Origin of the sequence: Marinobacter sp. S6332 (assembly GCF_023016045.1) — a bacterium.
Taxonomy (GTDB): Bacteria; Pseudomonadota; Gammaproteobacteria; order Pseudomonadales; family Oleiphilaceae; genus Marinobacter.
In genome coordinates, this window is sequence record NZ_JALKAP010000006.1 from 284036 (window position 1) to 300222 (window position 16187).

At 51.4% G+C, this 16187-nt stretch carries 17 protein-coding genes; 10 read left to right on the forward strand and 7 right to left on the reverse strand.

The window, feature by feature from the left end; genetic code table 11:
- Window positions 1-92: 92 nt before the first annotated feature.
- The 8 genes from thrS to MWU62_RS11295 all read left to right on the forward strand — a co-directional run bounded on the left by thrS (window position 93) and on the right by MWU62_RS11295 (window position 7494).
- Window positions 93-2018, forward strand: a complete 1926-nt coding sequence (gene thrS / locus MWU62_RS11260; RefSeq protein ID WP_247114950.1) for a threonine--tRNA ligase — start codon at window positions 93-95, stop codon at window positions 2016-2018.
- 2 nt (window positions 2019-2020) lie between these two features.
- A complete protein-coding gene (gene infC / locus MWU62_RS11265; RefSeq protein ID WP_200365932.1) occupies window positions 2021-2560 on the forward strand; it encodes a translation initiation factor IF-3 in 540 nt (179 codons plus the stop codon).
- 101 nt (window positions 2561-2661) lie between these two features.
- A complete protein-coding gene (gene rpmI / locus MWU62_RS11270) occupies window positions 2662-2853 on the forward strand; it encodes a 50S ribosomal protein L35 (RefSeq protein WP_247114951.1) in 192 nt (63 codons plus the stop codon).
- A 44-nt stretch (window positions 2854-2897) separates the two neighbouring features.
- Entirely contained in the window at window positions 2898-3251 is a 354-nt protein-coding gene (gene rplT / locus MWU62_RS11275; RefSeq protein ID WP_022989373.1) for a 50S ribosomal protein L20, read from the forward strand.
- Window positions 3252-3410: 159 nt separating this feature from the next.
- Window positions 3411-4409 carry a phenylalanine--tRNA ligase subunit alpha gene (gene pheS / locus MWU62_RS11280; RefSeq protein WP_200365769.1) on the forward strand — a complete coding sequence of 333 codons (999 nt, stop codon included), beginning with the start codon at window positions 3411-3413 and terminating at the stop codon, window positions 4407-4409.
- A 60-nt stretch (window positions 4410-4469) separates the two neighbouring features.
- Window positions 4470-6842 (forward strand): phenylalanine--tRNA ligase subunit beta, encoded by a 2373-nt coding sequence (gene pheT, locus MWU62_RS11285; protein WP_247114953.1) that lies wholly within the window; start codon window positions 4470-4472, stop codon window positions 6840-6842.
- A gap of 3 nt (window positions 6843-6845) precedes the next feature.
- On the forward strand, window positions 6846-7148 hold the full coding sequence (ihfA, locus tag MWU62_RS11290) for an integration host factor subunit alpha (RefSeq protein ID WP_071264800.1): 303 nt from the start codon (window positions 6846-6848) through the stop codon (window positions 7146-7148).
- Window positions 7129-7494 (forward strand): MerR family transcriptional regulator, encoded by a 366-nt coding sequence (locus MWU62_RS11295; protein WP_200365765.1) that lies wholly within the window; start codon window positions 7129-7131, stop codon window positions 7492-7494. The genes ihfA and MWU62_RS11295 overlap by 20 nt, the downstream gene beginning before the upstream one ends.
- A 67-nt stretch (window positions 7495-7561) precedes the next feature.
- Here the strand turns inward: MWU62_RS11295 and MWU62_RS11300 are convergent, their stop codons facing one another.
- Window positions 7562-7750 (reverse strand): DUF2892 domain-containing protein, encoded by a 189-nt coding sequence (locus MWU62_RS11300; protein ID WP_247114954.1) that lies wholly within the window; start codon window positions 7748-7750, stop codon window positions 7562-7564.
- A 130-nt stretch (window positions 7751-7880) separates the two neighbouring features.
- On the opposite strand from MWU62_RS11300, the gene MWU62_RS11305 reads away from it, so the two are divergent.
- Complete coding sequence (locus MWU62_RS11305; RefSeq protein WP_247114956.1) at window positions 7881-8489, forward strand: Crp/Fnr family transcriptional regulator; 609 nt, start codon at window positions 7881-7883, stop codon at window positions 8487-8489.
- 71 nt (window positions 8490-8560) lie between these two features.
- On the opposite strand, the gene MWU62_RS11310 is transcribed toward MWU62_RS11305, so the two are convergent.
- On the reverse strand, window positions 8561-9994 hold the full coding sequence (locus MWU62_RS11310; protein ID WP_247114957.1) for an aldehyde dehydrogenase family protein: 1434 nt from the start codon (window positions 9992-9994) through the stop codon (window positions 8561-8563).
- 187 nt (window positions 9995-10181) lie between these two features.
- Between MWU62_RS11310 and MWU62_RS18935 the strand changes: the two genes are divergently transcribed.
- Window positions 10182-11498 carry a PAS domain-containing methyl-accepting chemotaxis protein gene (locus tag MWU62_RS18935; RefSeq protein ID WP_281494864.1) on the forward strand — a complete coding sequence of 439 codons (1317 nt, stop codon included), beginning with the start codon at window positions 10182-10184 and terminating at the stop codon, window positions 11496-11498.
- Between the two features lie 121 nt (window positions 11499-11619).
- On the opposite strand, the gene cysA is transcribed toward MWU62_RS18935, so the two are convergent.
- From cysA to MWU62_RS11345, 5 genes are all read right to left on the reverse strand, one after another.
- Window positions 11620-12756, reverse strand: coding sequence for a sulfate ABC transporter ATP-binding protein (gene cysA / locus MWU62_RS11325; protein ID WP_247114958.1), 1137 nt, complete (start codon window positions 12754-12756; stop codon window positions 11620-11622).
- Window positions 12756-13625 (reverse strand): sulfate ABC transporter permease subunit CysW, encoded by an 870-nt coding sequence (gene cysW, locus MWU62_RS11330; RefSeq protein WP_247114959.1) that lies wholly within the window; start codon window positions 13623-13625, stop codon window positions 12756-12758. The genes cysA and cysW overlap by 1 nt, the downstream gene beginning before the upstream one ends.
- A gap of 4 nt (window positions 13626-13629) precedes the next feature.
- Window positions 13630-14511: a sulfate/thiosulfate ABC transporter permease CysT gene (gene cysT, locus MWU62_RS11335; protein ID WP_247114960.1), complete on the reverse strand. Its 882-nt coding sequence runs from the start codon at window positions 14509-14511 to the stop codon at window positions 13630-13632.
- A gap of 3 nt (window positions 14512-14514) precedes the next feature.
- Window positions 14515-15528: a thiosulfate ABC transporter substrate-binding protein CysP gene (cysP, locus tag MWU62_RS11340; RefSeq protein WP_247114961.1), complete on the reverse strand. Its 1014-nt coding sequence runs from the start codon at window positions 15526-15528 to the stop codon at window positions 14515-14517.
- A 45-nt stretch (window positions 15529-15573) separates the two neighbouring features.
- The coding region (locus tag MWU62_RS11345; RefSeq protein WP_247113765.1) for a DDE-type integrase/transposase/recombinase at window positions 15574-16187 on the reverse strand (614 nt) is incomplete at its 5' end.

The following is a 16187-nucleotide window of genomic DNA, read 5'->3' on the forward strand; positions in this document are numbered from 1 at the left end:
CCTCGAAACGGCTCGCGGTTTGTATCGCGGAATGCCGTCACCATGTGATCTCTCGTATAGATCACCGCTGAGTAATCAATCAGGAGTCTTTCATGCCCGTCATAACTCTGCCAGATGGCAGTCACCGTAGTTTCGCAGAATCTGTTACCGTTCATGATGTTGCCGCCGATATTGGTGCTGGCCTTGCCAAAGCAGCTCTTGCCGGAAAAGTGGATGGTAAGCTTGTAGATACCAGCCACAGGATTGAACAAGATGCCGAGCTGGCTATTATCACAGAGCGTGATGAAGACGGTGTCGACGTTATTCGCCACTCAACGGCACACCTGTTGGCCATGGCAGTCAAAGAGCTGTTCCCTGCTGCTCAGGTGACTATCGGTCCAGTTATTGATAACGGGTTTTATTACGATTTCAAATTTGATAGGCCTTTTACTAATGAGGATTTGGCCCGAATTGAAAAGCGTATGGAAGAACTCGCAAAGCAGGATATCCCCGTATCCCGTTCGGTGCTTTCCCGCAGCGAAGCGGTAAAGCTGTTTGACGAGATGGGTGAGGAGTACAAGGTCCGTATTATCGAAGATATTCCGGGCGATGAAGACCTATCTTTCTACCGTCAGGGCGATTTTATCGACCTTTGCCGTGGCCCTCACGTGCCCAGTACCGGCAAGCTAAAAGCATTCAAACTGACCAAAGTTTCCGGCGCATTTTGGCGCGGCGATACCAGTAATGAGCAGTTACAGCGGGTTTATGGCACCGCCTGGGGCAACAAGAAAGACCTCAAGGCCTACCTGCACCGCTTGGAAGAAGCAGAAAAGCGTGACCACCGGAAACTCGGGAAAAAACTGGATCTGTTCCATATGCAGGAAGAGTCCCCGGGCATGGTTTTCTGGCATCCTGATGGTTGGACTGTGTATCAGCAAATTGAGCAGTACATGCGCAACATGCTGCACCGTCACGAGTACAAGGAAATCAAAACGCCGCAAGTGGTATCTCGCAGCCTGTGGGAGAAATCCGGCCATTGGGACAAGTTCCGTGATGATATGTTTACCACGGAATCCGAAAAGCACGACTTTGCTATTAAGCCGATGAACTGCCCCTGCCATATCCAAGTGTTTAATCAGGGGCTGAAAAGCTACAAGGATTTGCCGCTGCGCCTTGCGGAGTTTGGCTCCTGTCACCGCAACGAAGCATCTGGTGCTTTGCACGGTTTGATGCGAGTGCGCGGGTTTACCCAAGACGATGCCCACATTTTCTGCGAAGAAGACGCTGTTCAGCCGGAAGTTTCAAAGTTCATCGAGCTTCTCCACGAAGTTTATGAAGATTTCGGGTTTGATCAAATTCTATACAAGTTGTCCACTCGCCCCGAAAAGCGTGTGGGTTCAGACGAGGTATGGGATAAAGCAGAAGCTGCTTTGGAAGAAGCGCTGAATCGTGAAGGTGTAGATTGGGAGCTATTGCCGGGCGAAGGCGCGTTTTATGGACCGAAAATTGAGTTTTCACTCAAGGACAGTATCGGAAGGGTGTGGCAGTGTGGCACTATTCAGGTAGATTTTTCGATGCCCGGTCGTCTGGGCGCTCAGTATGTTGCTGATAATTCCGAGCGTAAAACGCCGGTAATGCTACATCGTGCCGTACTTGGGTCGTTCGAGCGGTTTATTGGCATATTGATTGAAGAGTACGAGGGCGCATTCCCAACATGGCTGGCCCCGACTCAGGTCGCAATCCTCAATATCACCGATAATCAGCGTGACTATTGTCAAGATCTCGCGAAAAAGTTGGATTCTTTAGGTTTTAGGGTTAATGCTGACTTGAGAAACGAGAAGATCGGCTTTAAAATCCGCGAGCATACAATTAACAAAGTTCCCTTTCTTGCCGTTGTCGGTGATAAAGAGGTCGAGAACAACGCTGTTGCGGTGAGAACCCGCAAAGGCGAAGATTTGGGAACTCTATCGCTCGAAGCGTTTGAACAACTTCTGAAAGAAGATGTTGAGCGTAAGGGCAGAATCAAGACGGAGATTTAACTATTAAACAGCGAACGAATCGGGGTGGGCGTACTCCAAAGGCGCCGATCAATGAGAATATTGATGCAACTGAAGTCCGCCTAATTGATGCCGAAGGCACTCAGGTAGGGGTAGTTCCGATCGCAGAAGCCCTCAGAATGGCAGAGGAGGCGACTCTGGATCTGGTACAGGTTACAGATTCCGATCCGATCGTCTGTAAAATAATGGACTATGGCAAAAAGGTCTTCGACGAGAAAAAGGCGAAGGCTGCAGCCAAGAAGAAGCAGAAACAGACGCAAGTCAAAGAGCTTAAGTTCCGACCAGGAACTGAAGAAGGGGATTATCAGGTAAAACTACGCAACCTGGTACGTTTCCTTGAAGGCGGGGACCGCGGCAAAATCACTATCCGCTTCCGTGGCCGTGAGATGGCGCACCAAGAAATTGGTATGAAGCTCATGGAACGAATCGAAGCAGATATTGAGGCGCTGGCTCAGGTCGAAATGCGGCCGAAAATGGAAGGCCGGCAAATGACCATGATTGTGGCTCCCCGCAAAAAGAAGTGAACTTGATTCAATGGTGAATCCCCTGCCGTAGCATAGGTGGGGGTTTTGTCGTTCAGGCTCACATTTATGTATTTAAAAAACAGAATGCGGAGTTTTAAAAAATGTCTAAAATGAAAACCAAGAGTGGAGCGGCCAAGCGGTTCAAAAAAACTGCTTCCGGCTTCAAGCACAAGTCAGCCTTCACCAGTCACATCCTGACCAAGAAGAGCCCAAAGCGTAAGCGTCAGCTACGTGGTACTTCATTGGTTGCCAAATCTGATGTGGCATCCGTAAAGCGTATGCTTGGTCAATAACCTAGCAATACACTCACAACGGTTTAAGGTAGAAGGATTATAGTATGGCTCGTGTTAAACGTGGCGTGGTTGCACGTCGTCGTCACAAGAAGATTTTAAAGCAGGCCAAGGGTTACTACGGAGCTCGTAGCCGTGTATTCCGCGTTGCCAAGCAAGCGGTTATCAAAGCCGGTCAATATGCATATCGCGACCGTCGTAACCGTAAGCGTGCTTTCCGCGCATTGTGGATTGCTCGTATCAACGCTGGCGCCCGTGCTAATGGCTTGTCTTACAGCCGTTTGATTGCTGGCCTGAAAAAGGCAAACGTTGAAATCGACCGTAAGGTTCTGGCTGATCTAGCTATGAACGAACAGCAGGCTTTTGCCGCTGTTGTTGAGAAGGCTAAAGCGTCTCTTTGATCGCTTAGCTCTTTCATCGATTACGAATCGAACCGGTGCCTTGCGTCATTCTATTCGCGCAACAGGCACCGTTTAATAGGGGAAGGGCGCGCTCTTCCCCTATTTTTGTTTCAAGATTTCTTTTTTTGAAATCCTCATTTCTGGTTTGGAGCAGGGTCAATGGAAAACCTGGAGCAATTGGTTCAGGACGGCTTGGCGGCAGTAGAAAAAGCCGACAGCTTGCAGGCGCTTGATCACATTCGTGTGGAGTATCTTGGTAAGAAAGGCGTTATTACCCAGCAGGCAAAAACTCTAGGTAAACTTTCTGCCGAAGAACGCCCCGCGGCCGGCCAGAAGATCAATGAGGCAAAAGGGCAGGTTGAGCAAGCGATTAATGCCAAGCGCAGTGAGCTTGAGCGAGTTGCTATTGAGCAAAAGCTTGCTAGTGAATCCATTGATGTCAGTCTGCCCGGTCGCGGTCAAGATCTGGGAGGACTGCATCCGGTTACTCGCACTCTGCAGCGTATCGAAGAGTTTTTTTCCCGTGCCGGTTATACCGTAGAGCAGGGGCCGGAAATTGAGGACGACTATCACAATTTTGAAGCTCTCAATATTCCTGATCATCACCCCGCTCGGGCCATGCACGATACGTTCTATTTCAACCCCGGAACTGTGTTGCGCACCCATACCTCTCCGGTACAGATTCGTACCATGGAAGCTGGCAAGCCACCGTTCCGCATGATTTGCCCTGGGCGAGTGTATCGCTGTGATTCCGACATGACGCACACCCCCATGTTTCATCAGGTTGAGGGGTTGTTGGTTGAGAAAAATGTCAGCTTTGCGGATTTGAAAAGCACGGTTGAAGAGTTTCTTCGGGTGTTTTTCGAACGTGATCTTCAAGTTCGTTTCCGGCCGTCCTATTTCCCGTTTACCGAACCCTCTGCCGAAGTAGATATTGAATGGGGCCGCGAAGCCGATGGCAGCATAAAGTGGCTCGAAATCATGGGTTGCGGCATGGTGCATCCGAAAGTATTTGAACATTGCGGTATTGATGCCGAGGAATATCGTGGTTTTGCATTTGGCTTGGGTGTTGAACGCATGGCTATGCTCCGTTATGGCGTAAATGATTTGCGTATGTTTTTCGAAAACGACCTACGCTTTCTTCGCCAATTCCGCTAATTCGACGTTTTACGGCATCCGAATCAATAGTCAAAACCGCATCAGGACAAGGCAATAACCATGAAATTCAGTGAGCAGTGGCTGCGCGAGTGGGTCAACCCGGAAATCAGCTCTCAGGAGTTGATGGACCAAATTACAATGGCAGGGCTGGAAGTCGACGGCTTTGAGCCTGTGGCCGGTAAGTTTCAAGGCGTTGTGGTTGGCGAGGTTCAGTCTGTTGAGCCCCATCCAGACGCCGATAAGTTACGGGTTTGCCAGGTTAGTGACGGCAACCAAGTGGTTCAGGTTGTCTGTGGCGCACCCAATGTGCGCCAAGGCTTGAAAGTTCCGTTTGCTGTCATTGGTGCTGTATTGCCCGGTGATTTCAAAATTCGAAAAGCAAAACTGCGCGGCCAACCGTCTGAAGGCATGCTTTGCTCTGAGTCCGAGCTGGGTTTGTCCGATAGCCATGAAGGCCTGATGGAGCTACCTTCCGACGCGCCAGTTGGCACAGAGCTGAGCGATTACCTCACGCTGAACGACGTGGCTATCGATGTAGACCTGACTCCTAACCGCAGCGATTGCCTATCCATTAAAGGCATTGCCCGTGAAGTAGCTGTGCTGAATAGCTTGGTTACGGAAGCGCCGCAGATTGACCCGGTTGAAGCTGTGCACTCGGAAGTGCCGGATATTCGTGTGGATGCGCCTGAAGGTTGCCCACGGTATCTGGGCCGAATTCTTCGAAACGTTAATCTTCAGGCTGAAACACCTTTGTGGATGCAGGAAAAGCTTCGCCGTTCCGGCGTGCGTTCGATTGATGCAGCTGTGGACGTAACCAACTATGTAATGCTCGAGCAAGGTCAGCCAATGCACGCGTTTGATCGCGATGAGATCAGCACGGGCATTGTTGTGCGCATGGCACGCCCGGCTGAAAAGCTGGTGCTGTTGGATGGGCAGGAAGTAGAGTTGACTGATCAGACACTGGTGATTGCTGATCACGAAAAGCCCATTGCTATTGCTGGTGTTATGGGTGGGGAGCATTCAGGTGTGAGCCCGAAAACCCGTGATCTGGTGCTTGAATCTGCCTATTTCGATCCGATTACCCTTGCTGGCAAGGCTCGCCACTATGGCTTACATACAGATGCTTCTCACCGATTTGAACGTGGCGTGGACTACGAGCTTGCCCGTGAAGCCATGGAGAGAGCAACCAGACTTCTCATGGATATCGTAGGTGGAGAGCCGGGTGAAATTGTTGAAGTTGCCAGTGTCGATAACCTACCGAAACAAAACCAAATTGACCTCCGATCAAAGCGTCTTGCGGATGTTCTAGGTCTGGAAATAAACCGCACCACGGTGGAAGAGATTCTCACCCGGCTAGGTTTACGTGTTGATAAGCTTCTGAAAGATGGCTGGCGAATTAAAGTGCCCAGCTTCCGCCCGGATATTTCCATCGAAGAAGACCTAATTGAAGAAGTTGGTCGCATCTATGGCTACAACAATCTCCCGGTCACAGAGCCTACAGGCTCGCTCGGGTTGCGGGTAAACGAGGAAGCCACTCGCCCGGTATCAGCCATTCAAAATTACTTTGTCTCCCATGGCTATCAGGAAGCGGTCACCTACAGCTTTGTTGATCCTAAGGTGCAGGCGCAAGTGGATCCAGAACGTGAAGGCATCGCGTTGGCGAACCCTATTTCGTCAGACTTGTCTGTGATGCGCACAAGCCTCTGGAGTGGCTTGCTGAAAACGGTCGCCTACAACCAAAACCGTCAGCAACCACGCATCCGTCTTTTCGAGACGGGTTTGCGTTTTTTGCAGGATGATCAGCGTATCGATCAGCAGCAGATGTTGGCAGGTGTGGTGGTCGGCAACCAATACCCCGAAAACTGGGTGAACGGTCGCAGAAATGCCGATTTTTTTGATGTAAAAGGTGAATTGGAAGGTCTGTTCAGTTTGCTGGGCGTGCAAATCGATTTTATCGCCAGCCAGCACCCGGCTTTACACCCGGGGCAAACGGCCGAGCTCCTTCGGGATGGTGAGCATGTAGGGTGGTTGGGCACACTGCACCCACAAGTTCAGAAAAACCTTGAACTTAATGGCACCATTCTGATGTTTGAGCTATCCTTGAATTCGGTCATTACTGGATATGTGCCTAATTTCAAAGAAATTTCAAAATTTCCTGAAGTTCGGCGGGATTTGGCGATCATTATTGGTGGTGATGTCGCGTTTGCCGACGTAGAGCGTGTAATTCGAAAACACGCAGGCGAGCAGCTGACAGCGTTGCGTGCGTTTGATGTCTACGAGGGAGAGAGCCTAGGCGAGGGCAACCGAAGCCTGGCTTTGAGTCTGTTCTGGCAGCATCCTGAGCGTACGTTGAATGAAGACGAAGTGCATTCGCTCTTTAACAGTGTCATCGATGCACTGAAAGAAGAGTTGGGAGCAACATTGAGGAGTTGAGACATGGCGGCTTTGACGAAAGCGGAAATGGCAGAGCGCTTGTACGAGGAATTGGGCCTGAACAAACGCGAAGCCAAGGAAATGGTGGAAGCTTTTTTCGATGAGATCAGAGGCGCACTCAGCCATAACGAGCAGGTAAAACTCTCGGGTTTTGGTAATTTCGATCTGCGGGATAAAAAACAGCGTCCTGGCCGAAACCCGAAAACTGGTGAAGAAATTCCGATAAGCGCACGACGTGTCGTTACGTTTCGCCCGGGCCAGAAACTGAAACAGAAAGTAGAAGCGTATGTTGGAACCCAGTCATAACAATGAACTCCCCGCTATACCAGGGAAGCGCTACTTTACAATTGGTGAGGTGGCAGACCTGTGTGCTGTAAAAGCACACGTATTGCGCTATTGGGAGCAAGAGTTTCCTCAGCTTTCACCGGTTAAGCGCCGGGGGAATCGTCGCTATTATCAGCGAGCTGATGTGATTACCATCCGCCAGATACGCAGCCTGCTTTACGAGCAGGGGTATACCATTGGTGGTGCCAAGCAAAAACTCAGTAGCCATGAAGTAAAAGACGATACCACGCAATACAAGCAGTTGATCCGGCAGATGATTACCGAGCTGGAAGAAGTACTGGAAGTGCTTAACGCACCAGCCAAATAGACTGCGTACTCCTATAAAAAGCCGAAGCGATTCCCCGTCACTTCGGCTTTTTTGTGAGATCTTTAAACTACTGCTTTTTGCAGGTCTTGATACCCAGCAATGAATACGCTGGGCAGTTGCCCATCAATGCGGTGGCTAGTGGCACAATACCAATCCAGCCCCAAGGTGTTTGCGGCCCTACGAACACCAACGCTAACAGCACGATGCCTACAATGGCGCGAATAATCCGATCAACAGAACCCATATTAATGCTCATAGTCCCTTCTCCTGTGTTGGCATGAGGCTCACTAGGTATCCTAGGATTTTTACTTTAGGCCCCACAGTGAGACAGTTCAGTGATAAAGTCACACTGTCCTCGTTAATATCAAAATTCCATGGAAGAGCTCATGCTTGATCACAGTATTTTGGAGACCTTGCCCGAAGAGCTTCAAAAGGAAGCTCTTGAAACCATTCGGGTTATGCGGTTTCCACCGGGCAGAGTTTTGTTTCAGGCAGGAGAGCACTGTCAGGGCCTACCGCTGATGCTTAGCGGTGCGGTAAAGGTCCAGATGACAGGGGTATCAGGAAATAGCATTGTGCTTTACCGCATGGGTGCTGATGATATTTGTACCCTGTCTATTGGTTGCTTGATGACGGGCTACGGTTATAGAGCAGAGGCAGTTGTAGAAGAAGAGTCCGAAGCGGCTATGGTGCCTCGGGGGTTGTTTGACCGGCTGATGGACCAGTCTGCTGCCTTTAGGCTCGGAATCATGGAATCCTACGGGCGCCGATTAGATGACTTGATGTTATTGGTGGAAGAGGTGGCATTTCGCCGTATGGATGAGAGACTTGAAGAGTGGCTTCAGGCCCGCCGGAGCCCAATACGCATCACGCATCAAGAGTTGGCCGTTGAGTTGGGAACTGCCCGGGAAGTTGTCAGCCGGTTGCTGAAAGAGCTTGAGCGCAAGGGCAGGGTACGATTGGCGCGAGGCAAAATTGAACTAGTAGGGTCTTAGTGCAAGCGCCCCGGAGGCAGTTTAAAAACTCCGGGGCAATAGGTCAGCTTCAAGTAACCTTTGTGCAAGTGTTACCAGTCAGTGACGGATTTAACCTCCAGAAACTCTTCCAGGCCCCAAGCTCCTCCTTCACGGCTGCCATTTCCGGACTGTTTCATGCCGCCGAACGGGAAGCCTGCCGAGCCGGATTTTCCGTTGACTTCCACCATGCCGGACCTAACCTGACGGGCGACTCTGCGAGCTCTTTCTTTATCGGAAGTCTGAATGTAATTGGTAAGCCCATATAGCGTATCGTTTGCCAGCTCTATGGCCTCTTCTTCGGTTTCAAAAGGCGTGATAGCGAGTACCGGACCGAAAATTTCCTCACTCCAAATGGTCATGCCGGGCGTTACGTCTGCGAATACGGTTGGCTTCACGAAGTAACCCTTTTCAAGGCCTTCTGGTTTTCCTTCACCGCCAGCCGCTAGCGTAGCACCTTCCTCTACACCTTTTTTGATAAGGGTCTGAACCTTCTGAAACTGCTGCTCGGACACGAGTGGCCCGATATGGCGACCTTCTGCACTCGCCAAGCCTACGTCGGTTTTACCGGCGATCATTGCGGCCGTCTCAACCGCCTTCTGGTAAATAGACTTTTCTACCAACATCCGTGTGGGCGCGTTGCAGGACTGGCCCGAGTTGGCAAAGCAGTGGCGCACACCACGGGTAACCGCTTTTTCATCGGCATCTGCAAAAATGATATTGGCACCCTTGCCGCCCAACTCCAAGCCTACCCGCTTCACAGTATCGGCTGCTGCAATGGTGATGGCTTTGCCAGCGCGGGTTGAGCCGGTGAAGCTGACTAGATCAACGTCAGGATGCTCCGAAAGCTGGGATCCAACACCGGCGCCGTCGCCATTCACAAGGTTGAAAACACCCGGTGGGAAGCCTGTACTGTCAATCATGTCGGCTAAGAGCATGGCTGATAGAGGCGAAATTTCTGACGGCTTGAGAACCACTGTGCATCCTGTGGCCAAAGCCGGAGCTACCTTCAGCATGATCTGGTTCATCGGCCAGTTCCAAGGCGTAATCAATGCACATACACCAACAGGCTCATGCAGAATGATGTTGTCTGGTGCGTGCTCGCCAAGGGGGTGCTCAAATTCGAACGACTTTAGCGCGCGGATCGTATTTTTAAGGTGAGCGGCACCAGCGCCAACCTGAGCGCTTCGCGCAAGATCGATGGGCGCGCCCATCTCCCGGCTGATGGTTTGGGCCATCTCTTCTGCTCGGGCTTTATAAGTTTCAAACAAGCGCTCCAGTAACTCGATACGCTGCTCTTTGGTTGTGGCAGACCATTTTGGAAACGCTCTTTTCGCGGCAGCGACTGCGCTGTCTGTATCCGCCTGCGACCCCAAGGTTATCGTGGAGAACTCGGCTCCATCGGAAGGGTTGATGACATCCAGTTTCTGGGACCCTTCAGGCGTTACCCACTTGCCATTAATATAAAACGCATTTGTATCCAACATGGTTCACCTCTTTTCAGTGGATTTTCTAGCATGGTAACAGGTTGGCTATTTATGACGAATTGATTCAAATTGCTATGGGTTTCGTATAAGGCTCACACGTTAAAGAAATGCCCCTAACCGCCGTTAAAAAAGTCATATAGACAACTGTATTGGATTCGGGTTCGGGTCCAACCTTGAGGAACCCTAGATGTTTTTTAGTCGTCAAAAATTGCAGACCCGAATCGACGCGTTAGAAACTGAATTAAAAGCCTACCGTGACATCCAAAAGGAGTTGCGAGCCGAGATGATTTTTTTCTCGCTGGACGCCGCGGGAAGATTTGCGGAGGTAAATGATCAGTTTTTGCAGTCCACTGGCTATACCGAGCGAGAATTAACTGGCAAGAATTTCGCCCCCTTTGTACTCGACAAGTCCCGTGCTAAAGAGCACTGCAAGCAAATGTTTGCCGCCATTGATGGGAAGAAACCCTGGCAGGGTGCGCTACAGCTTGTCCTCAGAGATGGTAGCTCCGGATGGTACCGTACTATTATGCAGCCCAGACAATCCGCAGACAGTCAGCAAGCGGAGCTGGTGTGCTATTCCAAAGAGCTGACTCAAACTATATCCAAGTCCCGGGAGCAAGAGGATTTGCTTGCTGCCCTGAACCGTTCTCTGGGCATTATTGAATTTAGTCTGGACGGCGTAATACTCAACGCAAATGACAATTTTCTGGGCAGCGTCAATTACAGTAGAAGTCAGGTAGTGGGCAAGCATCACCGGATCTTCTGTGAGCAGGAGGAAGCTAGCTCTCAAGAGTATGCGAATTTTTGGAAAACCCTTGCATCAGGGGAGTTTGTATCTGGTAGGTTCAAACGTCTTGATAGCAGAGGCAATGATATTTGGCTGGAGGCCACCTACAATCCTGTGCATGACGACTCAGGAGAGCTCTATAAGGTTGTGAAATTTGCAACCGTAATAACAGAGCAGGTAACCCGTGATCAGGAGGTTATGAATACCGCAGAGGTAGCCAGCGATATTTCCAGAAAAACCGGTGAGGACGCTTCTGCCGGACTCTCTGTTATTGAATCGACCGTTCGAACCATGAATGAGTTATCGGCGCAGATGGACGAGGCTAGCAAGGGGATCGCCGCATTGGATCATCAATCTGCCAAAGTATTTGAGCTGGTGGAGAGTATTCGAGGTATTGCCGATCAGACCAACCTGCTTGCTCTGAATGCCGCTATTGAAGCTGCGCGAGCGGGTGATCAAGGGCGGGGGTTTGCGGTGGTTGCAGATGAAGTTCGGCAACTCGCATCGCGAACAAGCTCGGCTACTGAGGAAATCATTAAGGTTGTTTCTGAGAACAAAAAACTGACGGAGGAAGCGGTTGCGCAAATCGCAAGCAGTCAGGACAAGACCGGCCAAGCGCTCACTTTTTCAAATGATGCGGGGCAGGTAATGAATGAAATTCGGGCTGGAGCGCAGCAAGTTGTTGACGCTGTTGGCCAATTCAAAATCAACTTGTAAGTTATCGGGCGTTGTCCCTTACATTCTGCCCTCGCCATATTCTGCCAGAGCCGTAAGCAGAATATGGCGAGAGGCAAACGAGCCTGCTGGTTTTGTATTCACAAACTGTGCATAGTCTCACTCAGTTAATCAGGCGAACTCTGGGGAATGAATCTGCTTCGGCCCAACTAACCGTTTCCGGCTGGGTGTCCTTGCCGGTAAACAGATGCCCGACTTCTGGTACGGCGTAACGCAGGTCGCCACGGGCCGGGCGTTGGTCGTTAAATTCCGCGTGGCTGATGCCGACTTCCCAAATGTTATCTGAGCCTTCGCTGGCCCAGCCTTCCGGGCGCAGCTCAACCCGCACTTCGGAGCCAATTAGGCTAACAGCTTCGATGCGTAACGGCAGGTTCGCATGTTCGGCAGGCACTGTGGCCAAGCGCACTTCGTGTGGTCGCAAATAAAGCTGGGCGTTACCCTGATGCTGAATGCCCGGTAGCGTCACCCGGGCATTGCCCTGACTTAAGCTGCCATGTTTGAGCTCACCAGATAGAACATTCACCTGCCCGAGGAAATCAAATACGAAACGGCTATCGGGGCGGGCGTAAAGCTCGGTTGGCTCATTCACCTGTTCCACATTGCCCTGACTCATTACGACTACTTGATCGGACAACTCCAGAGCCTCTTCCTGATCGTGGGTCACAAAGATGCTGGTGAAGTGGAACTCATCGTGCAAATTTCGCAGCCAGCGCCTCAGATCTTTACGCACCTTGGCGTCGAGGGCGCCAAATGGCTCATCCAGAAGCAGGATTTTTGGCCGTGTAGCAATAGAGCGGGCGAGGGCAACACGCTGCTTTTGACCACCGGATAGCTGAGCAGGGAAACGCTGTGCCAGATGCGGCAACTGGATCATTTCCAGTAACTCGCTGACCCGTTTCTGAATCTCTGACTTGGGCGGTCGCTGTTTACGCGGTAGTGATTCCAGGCCAAAAGCAATGTTTTGGGCAACGGTCATGTGACGAAACAGGGCGTAATGCTGAAATACGAAACCAATGTTGCGGTCGCGTACATGCAGTTTGGTTACATCCTTGCCGGAAAAAGCGACTTGCCCGCTATCGGCTGATTCGAGGCCCGCAATAATACGCAACAACGTTGTCTTCCCGGAATCGGATGGCCCCAGTAACGCGGTCAGTTTTCCTTCTGGAATGTTCAGGGAGACGTTGTTCAGCGCCTGAAATTGTCCAAAACGCTTGTTGATGCCATCAACCGTGATAGTCATTACGCTGCCTCCTCTGTTTGCAGACGGTTCAGAGTGCGTGTTTGCCGCCATTCCACGAAACCTTTAACAGCCAGCGTAAATACCGCAATGCCGGCCAGCAATGAAGCGCTGGCAAACGCGCCAACAATATTATAATCCTGATACAACAGTTCTACGTGCAGGGGCAGCGTGTTGGTTTGCCCGCGGATATTTCCGGAGACCACCGATACCGCGCCAAACTCGCCCACCGCCCGTGCGTTAGTGAGTACCACTCCGTAAATCAGTGCCCATTTAATGTTTGGCAGTGTAATGGTGCGGAATATTCTCCAGCCGGAGGCGCCCAGCACTACTCCGGCTTCTTCTTCCTCACTGCCTTGCTGTTGCATGAGCGGTATTAGCTCGCGGGCAACAAAAGGGCAGGTAACAAACACGGTAACCATTACAATGCCGGGCCAGGAAAACATCAGCTGCATGTCGTGATCTGCAAGCCAGCTCCCCACCCATCCGTTACGTCCGTATAGCAGTAGGTACAGCAAGCCAGCTACAACCGGTGACACTGCAAACGGAATGTCAATCAGTGTGATCAGAAGCTTGCGCCCGGGGAACCGAAACCGTGTTACCAGCCAGGCCAGCGCGGTGCCAAAGACGAGGTTGAGGGGAACAGTAAGTGCGGCCACAAATAGCGTTAAGCCGATCGCGTGCAATGTGTACTGATCCGTTAGGTTATCTGCCAGAGTACCCCAGCCAGCTCCCAGAGCCTCAACAAAGATCACCAGCAGCGGCATGATCAGCAAAGCAATTGCGACAGCAACAGCAGTCCCGATCAGTAGCCATTTTATTGCCGGGCTATCGCCAACACGGCGGTGCCGGGAAGATTGAGTGGCGTTCATGGGTTTAGCGTCCTTCTACGCGCTTAAGGTATCGGGCTTGCCACAAGGTAATAGCGAAAAGCATCACCAGTGATACCAACAAAACCACAGACGCTATGGCGCTGGCGGCGGCGTAATCGTATTCCTGCAGGCGGACAAAAATCATCAGGCTGGTTACTTCGCTCACGTAAGGCATGTTGCCTGCGATGAAGATAACTGCGCCAAATTCGCCAAGGCTGCGAGTAAAAGATAAGGCCACACCGGTTAACAGAGCTGGCCACAGGGCTGGGAAAATTACCCGACGAAACACCAGAGCATCGCTTGCACCCAAGCTAACGGCTGCCTCTTCATCTTCGGGGGCGAGTTCCTCCAGTACCGGCTGAACGGTGCGCACCACAAAGGGCAGGCTGGTGAACGCCATGGCCACAACAATGCCCACCGGCGTGAATGCAACTTCAATTCCCAAATTGCTCAGCCATTGTCCATACCAGCCGTTTTCTGCAAACAAGGTAGCGAGAACGATACCGGCTACTGCGGTTGGCAGCGCAAACGGCAAATCAACTACTGCATCAATCAGCCGCTTACCGGGAAATTCATAACGCACCAAAACCCAGGCCAGCAGCAATCCGAACACGCCGTTAAACAAAGAGGCTGAAAGTGCCGCAAGGGCGGTAACTTTGTATGAGGCAACTACCCGCGGATCGGTGATCACAAACCAGAACTGATCGAAGCTCATGGCGGATACTTCCATCACCAGCCCGGTCAGTGGCAGCATCAGAATCAGACTGATAAACAAAAGCGAAATACCGAGGCTCAAACCGAACCCCGGTAGTACCCGCTTGCTGCGGTTTCCGGTCCTTGGCCAACGCTGTTGGATTACAGCGCCAGCCTGGTTAGCCGTGGACATCAATTACCGCCGACGTTGCAGTTGGTCGAGCTTGCCGCCACTGGCAAAGTGTTCTTTGGTGGCGTTTTCCCAACTGCCGGCGATAGCGTCAATCGGCAGAAGTTTTACTTCCGGAAAACGATCCGAAGTTTCCTGCTTCACCGTCTCGTTGTGAACCCGGTAGTTGAATCCAGCCAGCAGGCGCTGGGCGTCTTCACTGTACAGGTGCTCCAGATAGGCCTTTGCCAGATCCTCGGTTTTGTTCTGCTTCACGTATTCGTCGATCCAGGTAACCGGGAACTCTGCCAAAAAGCTTACCTTTGGCGTTACAACTTCGTATTCACCATTCTCGTAGCGGTCAGCCAGATTCAACACTTCCGATTCAAACGTCAGCAGAACATCACCAATTTCACGCTCAATAAATGTAGTGGTTGCACCGCGCCCGCCGCTGTCGAATACCTTTACGTGAGAAAGGAAATCCTGCAGGAAGCTATCAATTTTCTTCTGGTCGTCGCCAAATCGGTCCTGGGCATAACCCAGAGCGGCCAGGTAAGTGTAACGGCCATTTCCTGAGGTTTTCGGGTTGGGCATAACCAGAGCCACGTCTTCCTTAATCAGGTCGTCCCAGTTCTGAATGTTTTTCGGGTTACCTTTGCGCACCAAGAAAGCCATGGTGGAGTAGTAGGGCGAACTGTTGTTGGGTAAGCGCTCAGCCCAGTTCTCCGGAATCAGGCCACCACGGGCGTGCAGGATATCGATATCAGTAACTTGGTTAAATGTGGCTACATCGGCCTTTAAGCCTTGGATGATAGCCTGTGCCTGTTTTGAGGAACCCGCGTGAGACTGGCTGACTTCAAGCGTTTCACCGGTTTTTTCTTCCCAGTACTGGTTGAAGTGCACGTTGTAGGCGGCAAACAGTTCTCGGGCAATGTCATAGGAGGTGTTAAGCAGTTCACGGTCGGCAGATACCGCCGGCTGAGCAAAGAGTGAAGCGCTTAGTGCAAGACCGGTAAACAGGCCTTTGAGTTTACTTGGCATGACAATCCCCGGCGATTTTCAACCCAGTTGTCCAAATAGCTGCACCTAAGCAGCTAATCTATTAAGCTCAACCTCCTGCAATTTGCCAGGATTGAGCGATACCGGACCGGTGACTTCCCAGTTCCGGGTATTGCCAGACCAGCGCTGTGGATTCCTGCGCTTTGCTCTTTCATAAACCATTTTCCGATGCGCCAGGCGCTGGTGATCAACGCCACGATGCCGATCTGCCGGTGTTACGAAGTTGATACCACTGTGCAGATGTCTTTCGTTGTAGGCGCACTCGAACGCCAGCATCCATTCACGCACAGCCGTGAGCGATTTAAAGCCTTTTGAGGGCCACTCCGGGCAGTATTTGACCGTGCGGAACAACGATTCCGAGTATGGATTATCGTTGCTCACTCTCGGACGACTGTGCGACATCAGCATGCCCAGATCGGCCAGCCGGGCCTTGAGCGTATAAGACGTCATTGGCGCTCCATTATCGGCATGCAACACCGGCGGGTTGTGCCAGCAGCTCTCGCGCAGCAATGCACGCTCGACCAGTTTCCTGGCTAGTTCACCGGATTCCATTTCATGGATTTCCCAAGCAACGATCTTGCGACTGTATATGTCCATAATCAGGTACAGGTACCAATGCTGGCCACGCACAGCGGACGGAC

Bases quoted from the DNA above. Each gene is read 5' to 3' on its own strand.
- thrS (WP_247114950.1), top strand. From the start codon at position 93: ATGCCCGTCATAACTCTGCCAGATGGCAGTCACCGTAGTTTCGCAGAA.
- rpmI (WP_247114951.1), top strand. From the start codon at position 2,662: ATGTCTAAAATGAAAACCAAGAGTGGAGCGGCCAAGCGGTTCAAAAAA.
- rplT (WP_022989373.1), top strand. From the start codon at position 2,898: ATGGCTCGTGTTAAACGTGGCGTGGTTGCACGTCGTCGTCACAAGAAG.
- pheS (WP_200365769.1), top strand. From the start codon at position 3,411: ATGGAAAACCTGGAGCAATTGGTTCAGGACGGCTTGGCGGCAGTAGAA.
- pheT (WP_247114953.1), top strand. From the start codon at position 4,470: ATGAAATTCAGTGAGCAGTGGCTGCGCGAGTGGGTCAACCCGGAAATC.
- ihfA (WP_071264800.1), top strand. From the start codon at position 6,846: ATGGCGGCTTTGACGAAAGCGGAAATGGCAGAGCGCTTGTACGAGGAA.
- MWU62_RS11295 (WP_200365765.1), top strand. From the start codon at position 7,129: ATGTTGGAACCCAGTCATAACAATGAACTCCCCGCTATACCAGGGAAG.
- MWU62_RS11300 (WP_247114954.1), bottom strand. From the start codon at position 7,750: ATGAGCATTAATATGGGTTCTGTTGATCGGATTATTCGCGCCATTGTA.
- MWU62_RS11305 (WP_247114956.1), top strand. From the start codon at position 7,881: ATGCTTGATCACAGTATTTTGGAGACCTTGCCCGAAGAGCTTCAAAAG.
- MWU62_RS11310 (WP_247114957.1), bottom strand. From the start codon at position 9,994: ATGTTGGATACAAATGCGTTTTATATTAATGGCAAGTGGGTAACGCCT.
- MWU62_RS18935 (WP_281494864.1), top strand. From the start codon at position 10,182: ATGTTTTTTAGTCGTCAAAAATTGCAGACCCGAATCGACGCGTTAGAA.
- cysA (WP_247114958.1), bottom strand. From the start codon at position 12,756: ATGACTATCACGGTTGATGGCATCAACAAGCGTTTTGGACAATTTCAG.
- cysW (WP_247114959.1), bottom strand. From the start codon at position 13,625: ATGAACGCCACTCAATCTTCCCGGCACCGCCGTGTTGGCGATAGCCCG.
- cysT (WP_247114960.1), bottom strand. From the start codon at position 14,511: ATGTCCACGGCTAACCAGGCTGGCGCTGTAATCCAACAGCGTTGGCCA.
- cysP (WP_247114961.1), bottom strand. From the start codon at position 15,528: ATGCCAAGTAAACTCAAAGGCCTGTTTACCGGTCTTGCACTAAGCGCT.